The organism is Actinomadura rudentiformis, from assembly GCF_008923185.1.
Lineage (GTDB): Bacteria > Actinomycetota > Actinomycetes > Streptosporangiales > Streptosporangiaceae > Spirillospora > Spirillospora rudentiformis.
This window is the reverse complement of record NZ_WBMT01000002.1, coordinates 442,291-462,987: the sequence shown is the minus strand read 5'-3', so window position 1 is coordinate 462,987 and position 20,697 is coordinate 442,291. Positions and strand designations below refer to the sequence as shown.

The window sequence follows — 20,697 nt, the reverse complement described above, 5'->3', positions numbered from 1 at the left end:
GGCGGCCGTCACCTTCGCACGTCGGGGTGGATCTTTCATGCGTCGGGTTCCGATCGCTTTGTCCGTCATGGGCGCCATGGTGGCTACTGTCATGCTCGCCACCGGCTTGGCGGACGCCGCCCCGCTGCCCCTGGCCACGGCCGACCTGCGGATGGAGGTCACCGGTCCGGCCCACCGGGTGAAGACCGGCTCGGTCGTCGGCTATGCCGTACGGCTCCGCAACGCAGGTCCGGCGGCCGTCACCGACGCCGCGACCGTGGTGCGGCTGCCGCGCGGGATCTCCGTCGTCGAGATCTCCGACCTCGCCTGCCGCGAACGTGGCAGAACGCTCACGTGCCCGCGCGCCGCCCTTGCCGCGGGAACGTCGCGCACTGTCCACATCCTGGGGATAGTGAAGCCGGCCGCCCGTGGCTCGTACCGCGTCCAGGCAAGGACGTACGCGAGCAGCGCGGCGGATCCCGTTCTCCGCAACAACATGGCCCGCACGATCACGAAGGTCGCGCCGAGCACCGACGTGGCGGTGCGGCTGTCCGCGCCGCGCCGGGTGGCTCCGAACGGCAGGCTGGCGCTCGCGGTCACCGTCGTCAACCGCGGTCCGCGCCCGGCACGGCGCGTCAAGCTGCATCTGGGCGCGCACGGAGCCCGCCTCACAGCGCCGTGGAAGCGCCGGGGCACCTCCTGCCGGGCAACGGGCGAGCGAGCCGGCGGCCATTTCCTGAGGTGCGCGCTGGGCACCTTGCCGGTGGGGGCTCGCCGGACCCTGTACTTCCGGGCGCGGTTCTCCCCGTCTGGGCGGGTCGTCGCTCAGGAGTACGCGGTCACCACGTCACACACCCTCGGTGACCGACGCCCGGTCAACAACACCGCCACCGCCAGGGTCCAGGTGGCCCGCTTCACCAGCCCGCCTCAGCTGACGCGGTGAGCACCCGGGGCGGGATTCGCCTCGAAGATCGTGGGCGGTGTCCAGCCACGGGCCGCGTAGGCACCGGTGATCGCCGCCCGTACCTCGTCGACGCGCTCGGTGGCCGTCAGAACGATCGCCGAGCCGCCGAAGCCGCCGCCGATCATGCGGCCGCCCCGGGCCCCGGCGCGCAGGGCCTCCTCGACGGCCACGTCGGCCTCCGGCCACGAGATCTCGAACTGGTCCCGCAGCGACAGGTGGGACGCCGTCAGCATCGAGCCCAGCTCCGTCACCGCGCCCGCCCGCAACAGCCCGACGACCGCCTCGACGCGGTGGTTCTCGGTGACGACGTGCTGGACGCGGCGGCGCAGCACCGGATCGGCCAGCGCCGCGAGCGCTGCGGCGAGGTCCTTGACGTCGCGGAGAGCCGGGACGCCCAGGAGCCGGGCGGCCTCCTCGCACTCGGCGCGGCGCTGCGCGTACTCCCCGCCGGTCAGGGTGTGCGTGGCGCGGGTGTCGACGACCAGCATGGTCAGCCCCGAGTCGGCGGGGGCGAAGGGTACCTGGGAGGTCAGGCCCGAACGGCAGTCGAGCATCAGCGCGTGACCGTCGGTGGCCAGCAGCGAGGCCGACTGGTCCATGATCCCGCAGGGCATCCCCACGTGCTCGTTCTCGGCCCGCTGGGCGAGCAGCGCCAGCTCCCGCCGGTCCATCTCGATCCCGTACAGATCGCAGAGGGCCAGTGCGGTGGCGCACTCCAGCGCCGCCGAGGACGACAGGCCCGCGCCGGCGGGCAGGTCCGAGTCGATCAGCAGTGAAGCGCCGCCGGCGCCGTGCTCGTGCAGCAGCCAGGCGACCCCGGCCGGGTAGGCCGCCCACCCGTCCAGCGAACCACCCTTCACCGGCACGGTGATTCCTTGGTCGGCGGCTTGCAGCGACCGCAGGTGCAGCATGCCGTCGTCGCGGCGCGCCGCCGCGACGGAGACACCGAGATCGAGGGCGAACGGAAGGACGAAACCGTCGTTGTAGTCGGTGTGCTCGCCGATCAGGTTGAGCCGGCCGGGTGCGTGCCAGACGCCCTCGGGGGCCCGCTGGTACGCCTCGCCGAAGGCCGCCGCGAGCGCGGAAGGATCGGGGCTCATCGTGACTGGAGGAAGGTCCAGGCGTCGGTGACCATGGTCCGCAGATCCCGCTCGGGCTTCCAGCCCAGCGTCGACTGGATCTTGTCGGACGAGGCCACCAGCACCGCCGGGTCGCCGGCGCGGCGCGGGCTGACCACTGCCGGGATCGGATGCCCGGTCACCTCGCGGCAGACCTCGATGACCTCGCGGACCGAGTAGCCGCTGCCGCTGCCCAGGTTGAAGATCTTGTGCTCGCCCGGGGCGCCCGCCTCACCGGGGGCGCACGCGTCCAGCGCCAGCAGGTGCGCCACGCCCAGGTCGACCACGTGCACGTAGTCACGGATGCAGGTGCCGTCGGGCGTCGGGTAGTCCTCGCCGAACATGCTGACCGACTCGCGCTCGCCCAACGCGACCTTGAGCACGTTGGGGATCAGATGGGTCTCGACAGTGTGACGCTCGCCATACGCTCCGTACGCCCCGGCCACGTTGAAGTAGCGGAGCGAGACGCCGCCCAGGCCGAACAGCCGGGCGTACTCGGCCAGCGCCGTGTCGATCGCGAGCTTGGAGGCGCCGTAGGGGTTGGTCGGCCGCGTCGGGTCGGTCTCCAGGATCGGTGTGGACTCCGGCTCGCCGTAGGTCGCCGCCGTCGAGGAAAAGACGATCTTGGACACGCCGGCCCGGCGCATGGCGTCCAGCAGCGCCAGCGACTCGCCGAGGTTCTTGTCCCAGTACAGCCCCGGCTTCTCCACCGACTCGCCGACCAGCGACTTGGCCGCGAAGTGCAGCACCGCGTCGAAGCCGGCGCCGTCGAGCACCTCGAACGCCCGGTCGCGCAGCGTGCCCCGGACGAGCAGGGCGCCCTCCGGCGTCGCGTCCTCATGCCCCGTGGACAGGTCGTCGAGCACCACCACCTCGTGCCCGGCCTCCAGCAGCAGAGCGGTGACGACGCTGCCGATATAGCCGGCGCCTCCGGTGACGAGCAGCTTCACTGGTGAGTCCTCCTGCTTCCGGGGTCTTCGCTTCCCGGTCTTCGCTTCCGGGGTCTTCGCTTTGGGATCTTCTGGGGTCTGGGCGAGTCGGCGATGCCGGTCCAGGCTATCTGTAAGGAGAACCTGGGAAGGCTGAACGAATGGACCCGATGGAGCCGCGGCAACCCGTATCGCCGCAGGCAGGCCCACCGCAACCGCCGCGGCGGGTCGCTCGGCCGCTGGTCTGGTTGTTGTCCAAGTCCACCGATCTTGCCGTACGGCTGGGCGGAGGCGACCCGCAGGCGCTCCGCGAGGAGATCACCGCGGATCGCATGCGAGCCATGGTCGCGGGGAACACGCAGCTCACCACCGAGGAACGGGCGCTGATCGAGGAGGTCTTCGCGGCCGGGGAACGGCCCCTGCGCGAGGTCCTGGTCCCGCGTACCGAGGTGGTGTTCCTGGACGCGACGCTGCCGCTGTCCACGGCCGCCCGGATCGCCGCGGCGACCCCGCACTCGCGGTTCCCGGTGTGCCGGGACTCCCATGACGAGGTGATCGGCTTCGTGCACATCCGCGACCTGCTCGTGCCGGAGGTGGCGGACCGGTCGGTCCCGGTGGGCGAGCTGGTCCGGCCGGTCCTGTACCTGCCGGCCTCGCAGCTGGTGTTGCCGGTGCTCTCGGAGATGCGGCGCGAGGGACACCACCTGGCGATCGTCATGGACGAGTACGGCGGAACGGCGGGGATCGTCACTCTCGAAGACCTTGTCGAAGAGCTGATCGGTGACATCCGCGACGAATATGATGTGAAGGACGTACAGGCTCGCCGCCTGCGCGACGGGGTGGTCGAGGTCGACGGCCTGCTCAACCTGGACGACTTCGCCGCCGAGACCGGCATCCGGCTGCCCGTGGGGCCCTACGAGACCGTCGCCGGGCACATCATGGCCGTCCTCGGGCAGGTGCCCGCCGAGGGTGACTGGGTCGAGGCCGGCGGGAGCCGGCTCGCGGTCGCCCGGATGGACGGGCGGCGCATCGAGCGGGTGCGTGTCAGTCCGAACCCCCCTGCCCGCGGGGGCGTCCCACCGGATGGGGGAGAAACGGGTTCCGTGGAAACCGCTGCCGTGGGCGCCGCTACCCGCGACGCCGACACCCAAGACGCCGCCTCGAGCGAGGCCTGAGAGAATCGGTCCGTGCACATGTCCGAAGCGCCCCAGCAGCCCACCGCCGGCACGACCGCACCTCGCGTGCTGTCCGGGATCCAGCCCACCGCCGACTCGTTCCACCTTGGTAACTACCTGGGTGCGCTGCGGCAGTGGGTCGCGCTTCAGGACTCGCACGAGGCCTTCTACTGCGTCGTCGACCTGCACGCCATCACGGTGAAGTACGAGGCGGAGGCGCTGCGGCGCCGCTCGAAGGTGTCCGCGGCCCAGCTGCTCGCCATGGGGGTCGACCCGGAGCGTTCCACCCTCTTCCTGCAGAGCCACGTGCCCGAGCACGCCGAGCTCGCCTGGGTGCTCGGCTGCCTCACCGGCTTCGGCGAGGCCGGCCGGATGACGCAGTTCAAGGACAAGTCCTCCAAGCAGGGCGCCGACGCGACCACCGTGGGGCTGTTCACCTACCCGATCCTGCAGGCCGCCGACATCCTGCTCTACACGCCCACGCCCGGCCCGGGCGAGCGGGTCTTCCACGTTCCGGTCGGCGAGGACCAGCGCCAGCACCTGGAGCTGACGAGGACGCTCGCGCAGCGCTTCAACCACCGGTTCGGCGACACGTTCGTCGCACCTGAGGCCTACATCCCGCAGGGCGCCGCCAAGATCACCGACCTCCAGGAGCCGACCGCCAAGATGAGCAAGTCGGCGTCGTCGCCGCAGGGCATCATCGACGTGCTGGAGGAGCCGGGCCCGATGCGCAAGAAGATCATGCGCGCGGTCACCGACACCGGCTCGGAGGTCACCTTCGACGAGGAGAACAAGGCCGGCGTCTCCAACCTGCTGCGCATCTTCGCCGCGCTGGACGGCAGCTCGATCGAGGACCTGGAGCGGCGGTACGAGGGTTCCGGCTACGGCCAGTTCAAGAAGGACCTGGCCGAGGCCGTGCTCGACACGTTCGGGCCGATCCGCGAGCGCACCCAGAAGCTGCTGGACGACGAGGCGGAGCTGGAGCGCATCCTGGCGCGCGGCGCCGAGCGGGCCAGCGCGGTCGCGGCAGGCACCATGGACGTCGTGCGCGAGCGGGTGGGATTCGTGGGACGTGGCCACTAGGCGTTCCCCGGACGCCGCCACACCGCGTGGTCCGGGCACGGGGGAGAGGGCGATCGGGGTGGCCATCCCGATCCCCGAGCCCTATGGTTCCGAGCTGCAGCGCAGGCGGGAGTCGTTCGGCGACGAGCTGGCGTCGGCGATTCCCACGCACATCACCCTCCTGCCGCCGACCGAGGTCGGCGGGGGCGACCTTGGCGCCATCGAGGACCATCTCCAGATGATCGCCGCCGCGGAGCACCCGTTCCGGATCCTGCTGCGCGGCACCGGGACCTTCCGGCCGGTGTCGCCGGTGGTCTTCGTGGCGGTCGCCGACGGGATCGCGGGTTGCGAACGGATCCAGCGGCAGGTGCTGGCCGGCCCGCTGGCCCGTGAGCTCGACTTCCCGTACCACCCGCATGTGACGGTGGCCCACCACCTGCCGGAGGAGGCCATGGACCGGGCCTTCAAGGAGCTGGCGGGGTACGAGGCCGTCTTCGAGGTGCGGGGCTTCTCCCTGTACGAGCACGGCGACGACGGGGTCTGGCGGCCGCGGCGCCACTTCGCGTTCGGCGGCGCCGACCGCGGAGCCGTGCGCAAAGTGATCATCTGATTGCGCTTCGAACGGGTTTCACCGGGTACGGGCCGTACATGCGGCAGGCGATCGCCGAGGTGCAGCGTCGCTTCGACGCGCTGCAGGAGACGGGCAAGGACCGCTTGCGCGGTCTGCGAGGGCGCTGGCCCGTCTTCGACCACCTGGCCCGCGGTTACGAGCGTTACCAGGAGCGGCGCGGAGACCGGCTGGCCGCCGCCCTCACCTGCTATGCCTTCCTGTCGTTCTTCCCGCTGCTCGCGCTGGCGTACGCGCTGCTCGGTTATCTGGTCATGTTCAGCGAGAAGGCCCGCGACTACTTCGTCGAGGCGATCAACTCGCTGCTGCCCGGCCTGTCCGACCAGCTCGGGGTGGAGGAGATCGTCAGCTCCAAGGCGGCGGTCGGGGCGATCAGCCTGGTCGGCCTGCTGTTCACCGGTCTCGGCTGGGTGACCGTCCTGCGCGAGTCGTTGCGCGACATCTGGGGGAACGATCCGAACGGCGAGACCAACCTCCTCCTCAAGAAGGCCTACGACGCCGCCGTCCTGATCTTCTTGGGGGCTACCCTGATCTGCTCCGTGGCGGTGTCCACGGTCACGACCCAGGCCACCCACACGGTGCTGGGCTGGCTGGGCCTGGACGACGTCACCGGGGCGGGCACCGTGCTGCGCCTGCTGTCGCTGACGGTCGCGATCCTCTTCAACACCCTGATCTTCCTGGTGCTCTTCTCGCGGCTGTCGGGCACCCGTGCGCCATGGCGGCGCATCATCAAGGGCGCGCTGTTCGGGGCCGTGGGGCTGGAGATCCTCAAGCAGGTGGCCACGCTGCTGCTCTCCTACACCACGGCCAACCCCGTGTACGCCTCGTTCGCGGTCCTCGTCGGGCTGATGGTGTGGATCAACATCGTGTCGCGTTTCCTGCTCTTCGTCGCGGCCTGGACCGCCACCCGCAAGATCGTCCTGAGCGCCGACGAGCGGGCCGAAGAGGACGCGAAGGTGAACGTCGAGCACGTCAAGCCGGTGGCCAGCGGCGCTGCAACCGGCGCTCCCACCGGCGCTTCCACTGGCGCTTCCACTGGCAAGGGCTCCTAAGACCAGAAGTCGTCGTCGGTGTACTGGTCCTCGGCCAGCGTCCTTATCTCGGTGATCCGGCCGTGGTCGAGGCGGAAGACGTCCACCGCCCGGCTGTCGAGCACCTTGCCCGGCCGTTCGGCGTACGTCTGGACGAGGGCCACGCCGTTCGCGTCGTCGGCCATGACCGCGTACGGCTCGGTCCGGAAGGTGCCGCCGGACAGCTCGAACAGCCGGACGTAGAAGCCGAGGATCTCTTCGGGGGTGCGGTATTCGCCGCAGAGCGGCCCGCGGCCCGGCACGCGGTGCACGACCTGGTCTGCCAGCAGGCCGCGGATGAAGTCGATGTCGCCCTTGGCGAACGCGGTGTAGCCGTCGCGCAGCAGGGTGACATTGGGATGCTCGGAGGCCGGTGGCGCATAGGAACGGCGATGGGACACGACGCTTCCTCCTGAACGCGCCGGCCCGCCGTCCAGCCCACGGCACTGCCGACCGGCGTCACCGAGGAGGGTAGTCCCGGGATCCGGCCGCGGCCAGTGAGGGAAGTCTTACCGGCGGCCCACCTGGCCGGATCGTCGTGAGACGCGCCGGAGGCCGGTGCTCAGCTCAGGTGTCGTGACGGCGCCGAAGGAACACGTAGGCGAGGACGCCCGCGGCCAGGACCGCGCCGCCGGCACCGGCGGCGATCAAGCCCCAGCCGCTGCCGGAGTCTTCGCCGGGGAGCCCGTTCACGCCTGGGAGGACACCGCCCCCGTCGTTGTTCTTCTTCGGCTGGGCGGCGTCGCCGGGCGGCACCAGCGTGCCCACCGGCTTGGCCTTGCCGCGTGCCCGGAAACCCCAATCGAGCAGCTGCTTGGCGTACTTGGACGGGGGCATGTCCGCGCGCATGAGCGAGATGATGATCGTGTGCCCGCCCCGGCGTGCGGCGGCCACGAAGGTCTGCCGGGCGTTCTCGGTGTAGCCGTTCTTGCCGCCGAGCATGCCCGCGTAGTCGTGCGCCTGGCCCGGCAGCATGCGGTTGTGCGTGTGGATCGGGTAACCCCCGATCTTCTTGCCCTTCTTGCGCTGCGCCTTGGTGGGCGGCGCCGGGAACCAGTGGTCGATCTTCTCGGTGTAGCGGCGGAAGGCCGGGTTCTTCATGCCCTCCCGCAAGATCAGGGCCAGGTCGTACGCCGAGGTGTGCTGGGTCTTCACCGTCAGGCCGAGATCCTTGTCGAGCCCGTTCGGCGAGCCGGCGAGGGTGTCGCGGGCGTTGATCCGCCGCGCCTCGGCGTTCATGTCGGCGAGCGTCTTCTTCATCCCGCCGTTCGCCTCGGCGAGCGTGACCGCCGCGTCGTTGGCCGACATCATCATGAGCGCGTGGAACAGGTCGGACACCTTGTACTGCAGCTTCGGCGTCATGCCGACCTTGGTGCCCTCGACGTCGCAGGCCTGCTGGCTCGGCCGGACCAGCCGGTTGGGGTCCAGCTTGGGGATCAGCGCCAGCGTGGTGAGGGTCTTGAGCGTGCTGGCGGGCAGGTACTGGCCGTGCGGGTCCCTGGCGGCCAGGACCTGGCCGGTGTCGCCGTCGGCGATGATCCACGACGCCGCCTTGATCTTCGGAGCGGCAGGCACGCCCGGGCCCGGGTTGATCACGACTCCCCGGCTGCCCAGCTGGGGCCCTCCGACCGGCTCGGCGGGCGCCGTCCGGGCGGAGGCAGCGGCCGCAACCGCGGCTCTCGCCGTCGCCGGACTCACTGTCGCCGAACTCGCTGTCGCTGGACTCGCTGTCGCCGGGGCTGCCGCGCACACGGACGCGGCGATGAGTGAGGCCGCTGCGAGCGGCACGGCGAACGTGGTGGCGGCGCGGCGTGGTCTCCTCATGATTCCCCGAAGACTAGGCGACACGTCCGGGGGATCGGTAGCCGTGCACGACGTGTCTGGCAGGAGTGACCGAAGGTCATGTATTGCCCATTGTCCCCCACCAGGTACTGTCACATTACGTGACCAGTGCTTATTTGGGTCAGGTATAACTAGTTCGTTCGGGTGGCGCACTCTCGGGCAAAGGTGACCGAAAAGGGTGACCGGCCGTGATCGACCGCCGCCCGTACGAGTCAAATGATCCGCAAAGGGCATGGACTCCCGCAGGGTGGCGGGCACGGGCGCCATCATGGAGTGAACGCCGACCCTGGACGTCCTGGGACGGCGTTTGTCCAGGCTTAGGGACCCGCTGGCTGAATTGCGCCACGTGCCACGCATCGACCTGCAAGGATTGTGGACGGAGGTTGGCCGTGGCCATTGACTTCAACCCTTCCCGCGGAGCGACGCTGGGCGTTGAGTGGGAGCTCCAGCTCGTCGATGCGGAGACGATGCACCTTCGGCAGGACGCGCGCGAGGTGCTGGCCGCGCTGCCGTCGCTCAGTGAGGGCGGCGACAACCCCAAGATCCGACATGAGCTGATGGAGTCCACCGTCGAGATCGTGACCGATATCAGTCACACCGTCGGCGAGGCCAAGGCCGATCTGGCCGGCACGATCGCCGAGCTGCGCGCCGCCGCTGACGCGCGCGGCATCGCGCTGGCCTGCCTCGGGACCCATCCGATCAGCGACTGGCGGGACGCGGTGATGGCGCCGATCCAGCGCTATGCCGAGTTGATCGAGCAGATGCAGTGGCTGGCCCGCAGGATCCAAACGTTCGGGGTGCACGTTCATGTGGGTGTGCGAAACGTCGACAAGGCGATTCCGATCGTCAACGCGCTTTCCGCGTACCTTCCGCACTTCCTCGCGCTGACCGCCTCCAGCCCGTTCTGGAGCGGCAGTGACACCGGGCTGGCGTCGAGCCGCGCCGTCGTCTTCGGCCAGCTGCCGACGGCCGGTCCTCCCCACTTGCTTGACGATTGGGCGGCGTTCGAGGATTACATGGACACCTTGCTGCGCGCCGGGACCATCCGGAGCATCAAGGAGGTGTGGTGGGACATCCGGCCGCATCCCGATTTCGGCACCATCGAGATCAGGATGTTCGACGGCATTCCCACCATGCGGGAGGTGGGCATGGCCGCCGCGTTGTGCCAGAGTCTCGTCACGCTCTTCGACCAGCAGCTTGATCGCGGCTACACGCTGCCGCGGCCGGCCGCCTGGGTGGTCCGCGACAACAAGTGGCGCGCCACCCGCTACGGCCTCGACGCCATCGTCATTACCGATGACACTGGAAGCACCGCCCCGCTCCGCGACGATCTCTACGAGCTGATCCGCGAGCTGGAGCCGGTGGCGGATCGCCTCGGCTGCGCGGAGGAGCTCAAGGTGGCCGGGGAGGTCCTCGAACACGGGGCACCATACGAGCGCCAGCGCGCGATCCGCGCTGAGGGCGGCACTTTGGAGCAGGTGGTCGAGGCAGCGATCACGGAGTTCGCAGAGGACAGATTCGTCACTCTGGGGGAGGTTGCACATGTCGGGACATGAGGAGCCGCCCGGCGACGCGCACACTCCCCGCAACACTCCATCGAGCGCTCCGCGGGACGGCACATCCGCCGCCGGAGCCGGCAACGAACAGACCACTGGGCGGGTGCCGTTCGGCTCCGCCATGGCGCAGGGGGCGCATATGACGAAACCCGGACCCGGGGTGATGCCCGGCCTTGAACCACCGACCGCCCCAGGGGCGGCCGAGCAGCGCGAGACATCGTCCGCCGGGATCACCCCGACGGGAGTCACGCTGGGAGGTGAGGCGCTGCAGCCGCAGCTGGACGCCTTCCTGGCGGGGCACGAGGACGACCTCACGCTCTTCCGGCGTGATCTCCACATGCACCCGGAGCTGGGCTACGCCGAGCACCGCACCACCCAGCGGATCGTCGAGCGGCTGACCGCCGCCGGGCTCCGCCCGCAGGTGCTGCCCCGCGGCACCGGGCTGTTCTGCGACATCGGCCCGGAGGACGGCCCGACCGTCGCCCTCCGCGCGGACATCGACGCGCTGCCCCTCCAGGACGAGAAGGACGTTCCCTACCGTTCGACGGTGCCGGGCGTCGCCCATTCCTGCGGCCACGACGTGCACACCACGATGGTCCTCGGAGCCGGTCTCTTCCTGGCCCAGCAGGCCGCGGCGGGGCTCCTGCCCGGCCGGGTCCGGCTGCTCTTCCAGCCCGCCGAGGAGACCCCCGGCGGCGCCCTGGACGTGATGGCGGCCGGCGGCATCTGCGGCGTGGACCGCGCGTTCGCCCTGCACTGCGACCCGCGCATCGAGGTCGGCCAGCTCGGCCTGCGCACCGGCCCGATCACCGCGGCCTGCGACAAGGTGTACGTGAAGGTGACGGGCCCCGGCGGCCACACCGCCCGGCCGCACCTCACCGCCGACCTGGTCTACGCCCTCGCCAAGATCGTCACGGAGCTGCCCGCCGCGCTGTCCCGCCGCGTCGACCCCCGGTCCAGCCTGTCCCTGGTCTGGGGCCGGGTCTCGGCCGGCTCGGTCGCCAACGCGATCCCCGACGACGGCATCGCCGAGGGCACCGTCCGCTGCCTGGACGACGAGGCCTGGCACCGGGCGCCCGAGATGATGAAGGCGCTCCTGCAGTCCGTGGCCGCCGCGTACGACGTGGAGGCCTCGCTGGAGTACGTCCGCGGCGTCCCCCCGACGGTCAACGAGGCGACCAGCGTGCAGATGTTCCGCGACGCGTCGGCGGAGGTGCTCGGCGAGGAGGCCGCGGTGCCCACGCCGCAGAGCCTCGGCGGGGAGGACTTCGGCTGGTACCTGGAGTCGATCCCCGGCGCCCTGGCCCGCCTCGGCGTCCGCACGCCGGGTTCGACGGCGGAGTACGACCTGCACCGGGGCGACTTCGACGTCGACGAGAGCTGCATCGGCGTCGGCATCCGGGTCCTGGTCGCCACCGCCCTCACCGCGCTGTGGGACGGCGGCCGCCCTGGCGACCCCGACCAGGTGCTCAAGGCCTCCACCGCGACCTGATCCGTTCGCCCAGGGAGACATGATTCGCCCGGGACCTCGGTCTGGGGAGTGTCCGGACCAGGGTCTGGGTGATATCCGGACTCTGGTCCGGGGCGCGTCGGGACGCCGGTCCGGGACATGCCCGGTAAGCTGCGGGCGACCGCCTCGCCGATCATGGGACCTGCCGTGATCGACTTCCGTTTCACTGCTGTGACCTGTGGCGATATGCGTACGCATTGGTAACGACCGCATTGCGAAACGGTGCACGTGGGATGTTTTGGTCCACATGCGAGGTAGCGTCCAGTCGATTTGAGTGGCCGGTTTTGGCCGCTATGCCTGGGTGGGGAATGGAAGGAGCGCTACCTTGCGCCGTGGACTCAAGATTTCGCTCGTCACGCTGACGGGCGCTGCGCTCACGCTGAGCGCCTCCGCGTGCGGTGGCAAGAAGGCCGAGACCGGTGGCGGTGGCGATGACAAGAAGACCCTGAAAGTGGGTCTGGCGTTCGACATCGGCGGCCGTGGCGACCAGTCGTTCAACGACTCGGCGGCGGCGGGTCTGGATCGGGTCAAGAAGGACCTGAACATCCAGACCGAGGAGATCTCCGCCAAGCCGGACGAGCCGGACGCCGACAAGGAGTCGCGCCTCCGCCTCCTGGCCACCAAGGGCTACAACCCGATCATCGGTGTCGGCTTCGCCTACACCAACTCGATCAACAAGGTCGCCAAGGCGTTCCCCAACACCAAGTTCCTGGTCGTCGACGCCGACCAGTGCAAGGTGGAGGGCACCAACGTGCTCGGCGCCTGCTTCTCCGAAGAGCAGGGCTCGTTCCTGGTCGGCGCGGCCGCCGCGCTCAAGTCCAAGACCGGCACCATCGGTTTCATCGGCGGTGTCAACGTGCCGCTGATCCACAAGTTCCAGGCCGGATACGAGGCGGGCGCCAAGGCCGCCAAGCCGGGGATCAAGGTCCTGCCGGCCAAGTACCTGACCGAGCCGCCGAACTTCGACGGCTTCAAGAACCCGGCGCTCGGCACCGAGGCCGCCAAGGGCCAGCTCGACAAGAACGCCGACGTGATCTACCACGCCGCCGGCGGCGCGGGCATCGGTGTGATCAACACCGTCGGCGCGGCCAAGAAGCTGGCCATCGGCGTCGACTCGGACCAGTACAACCTGCCGGCCGTGGCCCCGGTGAAGGAGCAGATCCTCACCTCCATGGTCAAGCGGGTCGACCTGTCGGTCTTCGACTTCGTCGAGTCGGTCAGCAAGGGCACCTTCCAGGCCGGCACGAAGAAGTACGACCTGAGCAACGACGGCGTGGGCTACGCCACGTCCGGTGGCAAGGTCGACGACATCAAGGCCAAGCTGGACCAGTTCAAGGCCGACATCGTCAGCGGCAAGATCAAGGTGCCCACCAAGTGAGCTGAGCCCGGCCTCTCTGCTGGCCTCTCTCTGTGCCGGCCCTTCGCCGTGATGGCCCCGCCGGTTTCGCGACCGGCGGGGCCGCGCGACGAAGGGATTTCGACTTTTTCGAGTCAGGAGGGCACTCGTGCCTGACGAGGTGCCGGCCGTACGGCTGACATCGATCACCAAGCGGTTCCCCGGCGTGGTGGCCAACCGCGACATCGACCTCACCATCAACAAGGGCGAGGTGCACGCGCTGTGCGGTGAGAACGGCGCGGGCAAGTCGACGTTGATGAAGATCCTCTACGGCATGCAGAAGCCGGACGAGGGCACCATCGAGATCGATGGCCAGGAGGTCTCGTTCAAGACCCCCGCCGACGCGATCGCGCGCGGGATCGGCATGGTCCACCAGCACTTCAAGCTGGCCGACAACCTGACCGTGCTGGAGAACGTCATCCTCGGCGCCGAGCCGAAGCGGCGCGGGCGGATCGACTTCGACGCCGCCCGCGAGAAGATCCGCGAGATGTCCGCGGCGTACGGGCTGCGCGTCGACCCCGACGTGCTGGTCGAGACCCTCGGCGTCGGCGACCGGCAGCGGGTGGAGATCCTCAAGGTGCTCTACCGGGGCGCCAAGGTGCTCATCCTGGACGAGCCCACCGCGGTGCTGGTGCCGCAGGAGGTCGACGAGCTGTTCGGCAACCTGCGTGAGCTGAAGGCCGAGGGGCTCACGGTCCTGTTCATCTCGCACAAGCTCGACGAGGTGCTCTCGGTCGCCGACGCCATCTCGGTGATCCGGCGCGGCACCTCGGTCGCCACCTGCCTGGACCCGCGAGAGATCACCTCCCGCCGGCTCGCCGAGCTGATGGTCGGCTCCGAGCTGCCGACGCCGGAGCTGCGCGAGTCCACGGTCACCGAGGACGTCCAGCTCGACGTCGCCAAGCTGACCGTGCTGACGCCGGAGGGGCGCCCGGTCGTCGACGACGTGTCACTGCGGATCCGCCGCGGCGAGATCGTCGGCCTCGCCGGGGTGGAGGGGAACGGCCAGAGCGAGCTCATCGAGGCGCTCATGGGCATCCGTTCCGCCGACACCGGCACGATCACCTACGGCGGGGACGACATCACCCACTGGCCCACCCGCAAGCGGCGTGAGGCCGGCATCGCCTACATCCCCGAGGACAGGCACCGGCACGGGCTGGTCCTCGAAGGCGCGCTGTGGGAGAACCGCATGCTCGGCCACCAGACCCAGCGGCCGAACGTCCGCGGCCCTTGGATCGACCGTGGCGGCGCACGGCGCGACACCACGCGGATCGTCCAGGCGTACGACGTCCGCACGCCCGGCATCGACGTGCCGGCGGCCGCACTGTCCGGTGGCAACCAGCAGAAGCTGATCGTCGGCCGGGAGATGTCCGGCGAGCCGCGCCTGCTGATCGCCGCGCACCCGACCCGCGGTATCGATGTGGGCGCCCAGGCAGCCATCTGGGAGTACCTGCGGCAGGCCCGGGCCGCCGGCCTGGCCGTGCTGCTGATCAGCGCAGATCTCGAGGAACTCATCGGTATGTCCGACACGCTGCACGTGATCTTGCGCGGCCGCCTGGTCGCCCGGGTCGACCCGGGCACGGTCACCCCCGAGGAGCTGGGCTCCGCGATGACCGGCGCCGGTTCGGACGCGGGGGCCGCAGATGAGTGAGCCGCAGGAGACCCCCAAGACCGCTCCGGCACCCGCCGGGGGCGGGTCCCCGGAGCATGTGCCGGCATGGCAGGCGATTTTGCGGGGCCTCGGCCCGCGCGGCTGGGCCCTGCGGCTCGGCGCGCCCGTGCTGGCCCTGGTCATCTCGCTGGTCATCACGATGATCCTGCTCCGGGTGACCGGTGCGGACCCGGTCAGCTCGATCCAGAGCATGATCGACTACGGCACCACCGACTCGTCGATCGTCGACATCCTCAACCGCGCGACCCGCTACTACCTGTCGGCGGTCGCGGTGGCGATCGGCTTCCGGATGGCGCTGCTCAACATCGGCGTGGACGGCCAGTACCGGCTGGCGGCGTTCCTGGCTGCCGCGCTGGGCGGCGCTCTGACGCTGCCCGCCCCGTTCGGCCAGATGCTGGTGATCGTCGCGGCGATGCTGATCGGCGGCCTGTGGGCCGCGATCGCGGGCATCCTCAAGGTCACCCGCGGGGTCAGCGAGGTGCTGTCCACGATCATGCTGAACGCGATCGCCACCGGCGTGATCGCGTACCTGCTGAACGACAAGCGCCTCGCCGAGGTGCGGCCGGGCAGCAACAACGTCGCCACCGCCCAGATCCCCGAGTCGGGCCGGGTCGGACCGTTCAACGGCGCACTGAACTCGATCTTCAGCGGCCCGGTGTTGTGGGTGATCCTGGTCGCCGGTGCGGCCGCGATCGTCTACCTCTCCTACCGCAAGCAGGTGGCGGCCGGTGAGCCCGGCAAGAGCCCGGTCGCCGGACTGGTGCTGGGCGTCATCGGCGCGGCCGTCTTCGTGGCGGTCACCGCCCTGGTGGTCGGCCCGATCCTGACCGACCTGCCCGGCGAGGTGTACGGCCTGCTGCCGATGGCGGTCGTCGTGGGAATCGTGTTCTGGGTGGTCATCAACTTCACCCGGTTCGGCTTCGACCTCAAGGTCTCGGGGCTGTCCCCGACAGCGGCGCAGGCCAGCGGTGTCAGCGCCAAGCGGATGGTCGTGATCACGATGATCGCGTCCGGGGCGGTCGCCGGGCTGATCGGCATGCCCGAGCTCCTCGGCGCCTCGTACGAGTACTCGCTGAACTTCCCGGCCGGGCTGGGCTTCACCGGTATCACCGTCGCGCTGCTCGGCCGCAACCACCCCTTCGGCATCGCGCTGGCGGCCCTGCTGTTCGCCTTCCTCGACCAGACCTCCGACGTGCTGCAGGAGGTCGACGTGCCGAAGGAGATCGTCGGCGTGATGCAGGGCGTCGTCGTCCTGACCGTCGTCATCGTCTACGAACTCGTGCGGCGCTGGGAGATCAGGTTGCAACAGCGGACCGTGGCGGCAGAGCTGGCCACCGGACATGACCTTGCGAAGGGGGCAGCGTGAGCGAGCGAAGCGAGCACACGCCTGCGGGCGCTTCCGGGGGGTCGTCCCCCCGCAAGGGAACCAGCGTGAGCGCCACTGCCGTGGTCGACAGGGTCAAGGCCGCGAACGGCAAGCTCAAGCTGCGCTGGCCGCATTACCTGATGCTGGCCGGGGCGCTGCTGATCCTGCTGTCGCTGGTGCGCGTGATCGACGACGCCAACGACGTCACCTCCAGCGGCACGGTCAGCGCGGCGCTGCGGCTCGCGGTACCGATCTTCCTGGCCGGGCTGGGCGGGCTCTGGGCCGAACGGTCCGGAATCATCAACATCGGCCTTGAGGGCATGATGATCCTCGGCACCTGGACGGGTGCCTGGGCCGGTTACCAGTGGGGCCCGTGGATCGGGGTGCTCGCGGGCATCCTCGGCGGCGCCCTCGGCGGCCTGCTGCATGCCGTCGCCACCGTCTCGTTCGGGGTCGACCACATCGTCTCGGGTGTCGCGATCAACATCCTGGGGCTCGGGCTGACCCAGTTCCTGGCCGGGCTGATCTTCAACACCGGCGAGGCGAAGGCGCTGGGTGGCGGCCCGCGCCAGTCGCCGCCGGTCGATCCGATCACCACGCTCACACTGCCGGTGTTGTCGGGTGGGGAGATAGGCGGCTGGAAGAGTCCGGACTGGCTGGGCTCGCTGGAGAAGCAGCACTGGTTCCTGCTTTCGGACGTGGCGGGTGTCCTGCGCGGCCTGACAGCGGGGATGTCGCTGCTGACGCTGGTCGCGTTGCTGCTCGTGCCGCTCTCGTTCTTCGTCTTGTGGAAGACCGCGTTCGGCCTGCGCATCCGCTCCTGCGGCGAGGACCCGTACGCCAGCGAGTCGCTTGGCGTGAACGTCTACCGGATGAAGTACGCGGCCGTGATCATCTCGGGCGGCTTCTCCGGCCTGGCGGGGGCGTTCCTGGTCACCGTGGCGGCGCCGCTCTACCAGGACGGCCAGACCGGCGGCCGCGGCTTCATCGGCCTGGCTGCGATGATCTTCGGTAACTGGCGGCCGGGCGGGCTGCTCGCGGGGTCGATGTTGTTCGGCTACACCGACGCGATGAACGCGCGCGGTGGTGGCGAGTCGGTGCACGCGCTGCTGCTGTTCGTGGCGGTCATCCTGGCCGCGGTCGCGGTGTGGCAGGTCGTGCGGGCGAGCCGCATCCGGCCCATGGTCACCACCGACCTGGACCGCCGTACGCTGCGCAACGCCTACATCGGCATCGTGATCTCGGTGCTGGCGGCGCTGGGCCTGTTCGTCTGGTTCCTCAACAGCGAGGTGGTGCCGGGCGAACTGGTCTCGTTCACGCCGCACCTCACCACGCTGCTTGTGCTGGCCCTGGCCAGCCAGCGACTGCGGATGCCTGCCGCGAACGGCCTCCGATACCGGCGCGGCGAGGCCCGCTGACCGTCGTCTCGATGGCGAGCCCGCCGCCGGCTGGCGCGGGCTCGCCGCATCCGGGTGGTGCCGGAACGCCGGCATGCGCGGGTGGAATAGTGGGTGAGCGATGGTGCTTGGGAAGGCCTGATGAACGAAATCGACTGGAAAGTGCTGCGTGAGGCCGCCCAGGGAGCGATGAGGCGGGCGTACGCGCCGTACTCCGACTTCCCCGTGGGCGCCGCCGGGCTGGCCGACGACGGGCGCGTGCTCACCGGCTGCAACGTGGAGAACGCCTCGTACGGCGTCGGACTGTGCGCTGAGTGCAGCCTGGTCAGCGCCCTGCACGGCCCCGACAAGGCCGCGGAGGGCGAACGGCCGCGGCTGGTGGCGGTGGCGGTGGTCGACCGGCACGGCGATCCGCTGATGCCCTGCGGGCGCTGCCGGCAGCTGCTGTGGGAGCACGGCGGCCCGGCGATGTTGCTGGAGACGACGCGCGGCGTCCTGCCGATGTCGGACGTGCTGCCGGACGCCTTCGGCCCCGACGACCTGATCAACCGAGCCTGATCAACCGAGCCTGATCACCTGAGCTCGATCAACCGAGCCCGATCAGCTGAGCCTGAGTCTGAACGAGAGGAATCCGTGGACGCCATCGATGTCATCCGCGCCAAGCGGGACGGCGGGGAACTCTCGCCCGAGCAGATCGACTGGGCGGTGGACGCCTACACCCGCGGTGTGATCGCCGAGGAGCAGATGTCGGCCCTGGCGATGGCGATCCTGCTGAACGGGATGAACCGCGCCGAGGTCGCCCGCTGGACCGAGGCCATGATCCGTTCCGGCGAACGCATGGACTGGTCCGCGCTGGATCGTTCCACCACCGACAAGCACTCCACCGGCGGCGTCGGCGACAAGATCACGCTGCCGCTGGCACCGGTCGTGGCGGCGTGCGGTGCCGCGGTCCCGCAGCTGTCGGGACGGGGGCTCGGGCACACCGGCGGCACGCTCGACAAGCTGGAGTCGATCCCCGGCTGGCGCGCGTCGCTCTCACCCGAGGAGATGCTGGGCGTGCTGCGCGACGCCGGTGCGGTCATCTGCGCGGCGGGCAGCGGGCTGGCCCCGGCCGACCGCAAGCTGTACGCGCTGCGCGACGTGACCGGCACCGTCGAGTCGATCCCGCTGATCGCCTCCTCGATCATGTCGAAGAAGATCGCCGAGGGCACCGGCGCGCTGGTGCTGGACGTCAAGGTCGGCTCCGGCGCGTTCATGAAGACCGTCGAGAACGCCCGCGAGCTGGCCGAGACCATGGTCGGCATCGGCACCGACCACGGCCTGCGCACCGTCGCCCTGCTGACCGCCATGGACCGGCCCCTCGGCCGCGCGGTCGGCAACGCCGTCGAGGTCGCCGAGTCGGTCGAGGTCCTGGCCGGCGGCGGGCCGGACGACGTGGTGGAGCTGACCGTGCGGCTCGCCCGCGAGATGCTCGCCGCGGCGGGGCTCGACGGCGGCAAGGACCCGGCCGACGCCCTGCGGGACGGCTCCGCGATGGACGTCTGGCGCCGGATGATCTCTGCCCAGGGCGGCGACCCCGACGCCGAACTGCCGGTCGCAGCCGAGACGCACGAGATCACCGCGCCCGCGACCGGTGTCCTCACCCGCCTGGACGCCTACGGCGTCGGCGTGGCCGCCTGGCGCCTCGGTGCGGGACGGGCCCGCAAGGAGGACCCCGTCTCGTTCGGCGCGGGCATCATCTGCCACGCCAAGCCGGGCGACAAGGTGACCGCCGGGCAGCCGCTGCTCACCCTCCACGCCGACGACGCGAGCCGCTTCGAACGTGCTTTGGAGTCTCTGGAGGGCGCGTACGACATTGACGAGGCGGGCACCCTCGACCAGCTCCCGCTGATCATCGACCGCATCGCCTGACGCAGGAGGTAGGTTCAGGAGATGGAAGAACGTCCCACTCTCGAAACCATCCGGCGCGCGCCCAAGGTCCTGCTCCACGACCACCTTGACGGCGGGGTGCGTCCCGAGACCATCGTGGACCTCGCCCGTGACGGCGGTTACACGGATCTGCCCACCACCGATCCCGGCAGCCTGCGGACGTGGTTCGCCGAGGCGTCGAACTCGGGCTCGCTGGAGCGTTATCTGGAGACGTTCTCGCACACCGTCGGGGTGATGCAGTCGGCCGAGTCGCTCACCCGCGTCGCGTACGAGTGCGCCGAGGACCTCGCCAAGGACGGCATCGTCTACGCCGAGGTGCGGTACGCGCCGGAGCTGCACACCAGCACCGGGCTCTCGCTGGAGCAGGTCGTGGAGGCCGTCCTGGCAGGCTTCGCGGCGGGCGGCCGCGACCACGGCATCCGGGTTGGGACGCTGGTGACCGCGATGCGGCACCAGGCGCGCAGCATGGAGATCGCCGAGCTCGCCGTGCGCTACCGCGACGAGGGCGTGGTGGGCTTCGACATCGCGGGGGCGGAGGCCGGCTACCCGCCCACCCGCCACCTGGACGCCTTCGAATACCTCCAGCGCGAGAACGCCCACTTCACCATCCACGCGGGCGAGGGCTTCGGCCTCCCGTCGATCTGGCAGGCGATCCAGTGGTGCGGCGCCGACCGGCTCGGCCACGGCGTGCGGATCATCGACGACATCACCGTGGAGAACGGCGCCCCCGAGCTGGGCCGCCTCGCCGCGTACGTACGGGACAAGCGCATCCCGCTGGAGATGTGCCCGACGTCCAACATCCAGACCGGCGCCGCCAAGTCGATCGCCGAGCACCCGATCGGCCTGCTCCGCCAGCTCAGCTTCCGGGTCACGGTCAACACCGACAACCGGCTGATGAGCGGCACCACGCTCTCGGAGGAGTTCGCCAAGCTGGTCGACGCGTTCGGCTACGGCTGGGACGACCTGCGCTGGTTCACGGTGAACGCGATGAAGTCGGCGTTCATCGGCTTCGACGAGCGGCTGGAACTGATCAACCGGGTGATCAAGCCCGGTTACGAGGAGCTCAAGCAGGGCTGACCTGGGGGACCCGGTTTCCCTGGCATG

At 70.1% G+C, this 20,697-nt stretch carries 18 protein-coding genes; 14 read left to right on the top strand and 4 right to left on the bottom strand.

Annotated features, from left to right (window positions below; all coding sequences use genetic code 11):
* Positions 1-76 precede the first annotated feature (76 nt).
* Complete coding sequence (locus tag F8566_RS05590; RefSeq protein ID WP_192809528.1) at positions 77-922, top strand: COG1361 family protein; 846 nt, start codon at positions 77-79, stop codon at positions 920-922.
* Here F8566_RS05590 and galK read toward each other — a convergent pair.
* Both galK and galE read right to left on the bottom strand, forming a co-directional pair.
* Positions 907-2,043, bottom strand: coding sequence for a galactokinase (gene galK / locus F8566_RS05585; RefSeq protein ID WP_151558674.1), 1,137 nt, complete (start codon positions 2,041-2,043; stop codon positions 907-909). The genes F8566_RS05590 and galK overlap by 16 nt on opposite strands.
* The gene (galE, locus tag F8566_RS05580; protein WP_151558672.1) at positions 2,040-3,011 is read right to left on the bottom strand and encodes a UDP-glucose 4-epimerase GalE; all 972 of its coding nucleotides are present in this window, start codon (positions 3,009-3,011) and stop codon (positions 2,040-2,042) included. Before galE ends, galK begins: the two co-directional genes overlap by 4 nt.
* A 140-nt stretch (positions 3,012-3,151) precedes the next feature.
* On the opposite strand from galE, the gene F8566_RS05575 reads away from it, so the two are divergent.
* From F8566_RS05575 to F8566_RS05560, 4 genes are read left to right on the top strand one after another with little or no spacing between them, the layout of a single operon-like run.
* On the top strand, positions 3,152-4,165 hold the full coding sequence (locus tag F8566_RS05575) for a hemolysin family protein (protein ID WP_151558670.1): 1,014 nt from the start codon (positions 3,152-3,154) through the stop codon (positions 4,163-4,165).
* An 18-nt stretch (positions 4,166-4,183) separates the two neighbouring features.
* Positions 4,184-5,248 carry a tryptophan--tRNA ligase gene (trpS, locus tag F8566_RS05570; RefSeq protein WP_151559032.1) on the top strand — a complete coding sequence of 355 codons (1,065 nt, stop codon included), beginning with the start codon at positions 4,184-4,186 and terminating at the stop codon, positions 5,246-5,248.
* A gap of 58 nt (positions 5,249-5,306) precedes the next feature.
* Positions 5,307-5,837: a 2'-5' RNA ligase family protein gene (locus tag F8566_RS05565; protein WP_151558668.1), complete on the top strand. Its 531-nt coding sequence runs from the start codon at positions 5,307-5,309 to the stop codon at positions 5,835-5,837.
* A gap of 38 nt (positions 5,838-5,875) precedes the next feature.
* Positions 5,876-6,907, top strand: a complete 1,032-nt coding sequence (locus F8566_RS05560) for a YihY/virulence factor BrkB family protein (RefSeq protein WP_151558666.1) — start codon at positions 5,876-5,878, stop codon at positions 6,905-6,907.
* Here the strand turns inward: F8566_RS05560 and F8566_RS05555 are convergent.
* Both F8566_RS05555 and F8566_RS05550 read right to left on the bottom strand, forming a co-directional pair.
* Positions 6,904-7,326 carry a nuclear transport factor 2 family protein gene (locus tag F8566_RS05555; RefSeq protein WP_192809527.1) on the bottom strand — a complete coding sequence of 141 codons (423 nt, stop codon included), beginning with the start codon at positions 7,324-7,326 and terminating at the stop codon, positions 6,904-6,906. The two genes, F8566_RS05560 and F8566_RS05555, sit on opposite strands and share 4 nt — an antisense overlap.
* A 166-nt stretch (positions 7,327-7,492) precedes the next feature.
* Positions 7,493-8,521 (bottom strand): D-alanyl-D-alanine carboxypeptidase family protein, encoded by a 1,029-nt coding sequence (locus F8566_RS05550; RefSeq protein WP_225992900.1) that lies wholly within the window; start codon positions 8,519-8,521, stop codon positions 7,493-7,495.
* A 635-nt stretch (positions 8,522-9,156) separates the two neighbouring features.
* Between F8566_RS05550 and F8566_RS05545 the strand changes: the two genes are divergently transcribed.
* The 9 genes from F8566_RS05545 to F8566_RS05505 all read left to right on the top strand — a co-directional run bounded on the left by F8566_RS05545 (position 9,157) and on the right by F8566_RS05505 (position 20,670).
* A complete protein-coding gene (locus tag F8566_RS05545; protein ID WP_151558660.1) occupies positions 9,157-10,323 on the top strand; it encodes a glutamate--cysteine ligase in 1,167 nt (388 codons plus the stop codon).
* Positions 10,310-11,815 (top strand): M20 family metallopeptidase, encoded by a 1,506-nt coding sequence (locus F8566_RS05540; RefSeq protein WP_404800267.1) that lies wholly within the window; start codon positions 10,310-10,312, stop codon positions 11,813-11,815. Before F8566_RS05545 ends, F8566_RS05540 begins: the two co-directional genes overlap by 14 nt.
* 343 nt (positions 11,816-12,158) lie before the next feature.
* The gene (locus F8566_RS05535) at positions 12,159-13,211 is read left to right on the top strand and encodes a BMP family lipoprotein (protein ID WP_151558658.1); all 1,053 of its coding nucleotides are present in this window, start codon (positions 12,159-12,161) and stop codon (positions 13,209-13,211) included.
* Positions 13,212-13,338: 127 nt separating this feature from the next.
* On the top strand, positions 13,339-14,880 hold the full coding sequence (locus F8566_RS05530) for an ABC transporter ATP-binding protein (protein ID WP_151558656.1): 1,542 nt from the start codon (positions 13,339-13,341) through the stop codon (positions 14,878-14,880).
* On the top strand, positions 14,873-16,267 hold the full coding sequence (locus F8566_RS05525; protein WP_151558654.1) for an ABC transporter permease: 1,395 nt from the start codon (positions 14,873-14,875) through the stop codon (positions 16,265-16,267). Before F8566_RS05530 ends, F8566_RS05525 begins: the two co-directional genes overlap by 8 nt.
* Before the next feature lie 65 nt (positions 16,268-16,332).
* Positions 16,333-17,685: an ABC transporter permease gene (locus F8566_RS05520; RefSeq protein ID WP_225992899.1), complete on the top strand. Its 1,353-nt coding sequence runs from the start codon at positions 16,333-16,335 to the stop codon at positions 17,683-17,685.
* A 120-nt stretch (positions 17,686-17,805) separates the two neighbouring features.
* The gene (locus tag F8566_RS05515; protein WP_151558652.1) at positions 17,806-18,222 is read left to right on the top strand and encodes a cytidine deaminase; all 417 of its coding nucleotides are present in this window, start codon (positions 17,806-17,808) and stop codon (positions 18,220-18,222) included.
* A gap of 75 nt (positions 18,223-18,297) precedes the next feature.
* Entirely contained in the window at positions 18,298-19,575 is a 1,278-nt protein-coding gene (locus tag F8566_RS05510) for a thymidine phosphorylase (RefSeq protein WP_151558650.1), read from the top strand.
* Positions 19,576-19,596: 21 nt separating this feature from the next.
* Positions 19,597-20,670 carry an adenosine deaminase gene (locus F8566_RS05505; protein ID WP_151558648.1) on the top strand — a complete coding sequence of 358 codons (1,074 nt, stop codon included), beginning with the start codon at positions 19,597-19,599 and terminating at the stop codon, positions 20,668-20,670.
* The last annotated feature ends 27 nt before the right edge of the window (positions 20,671-20,697 follow it).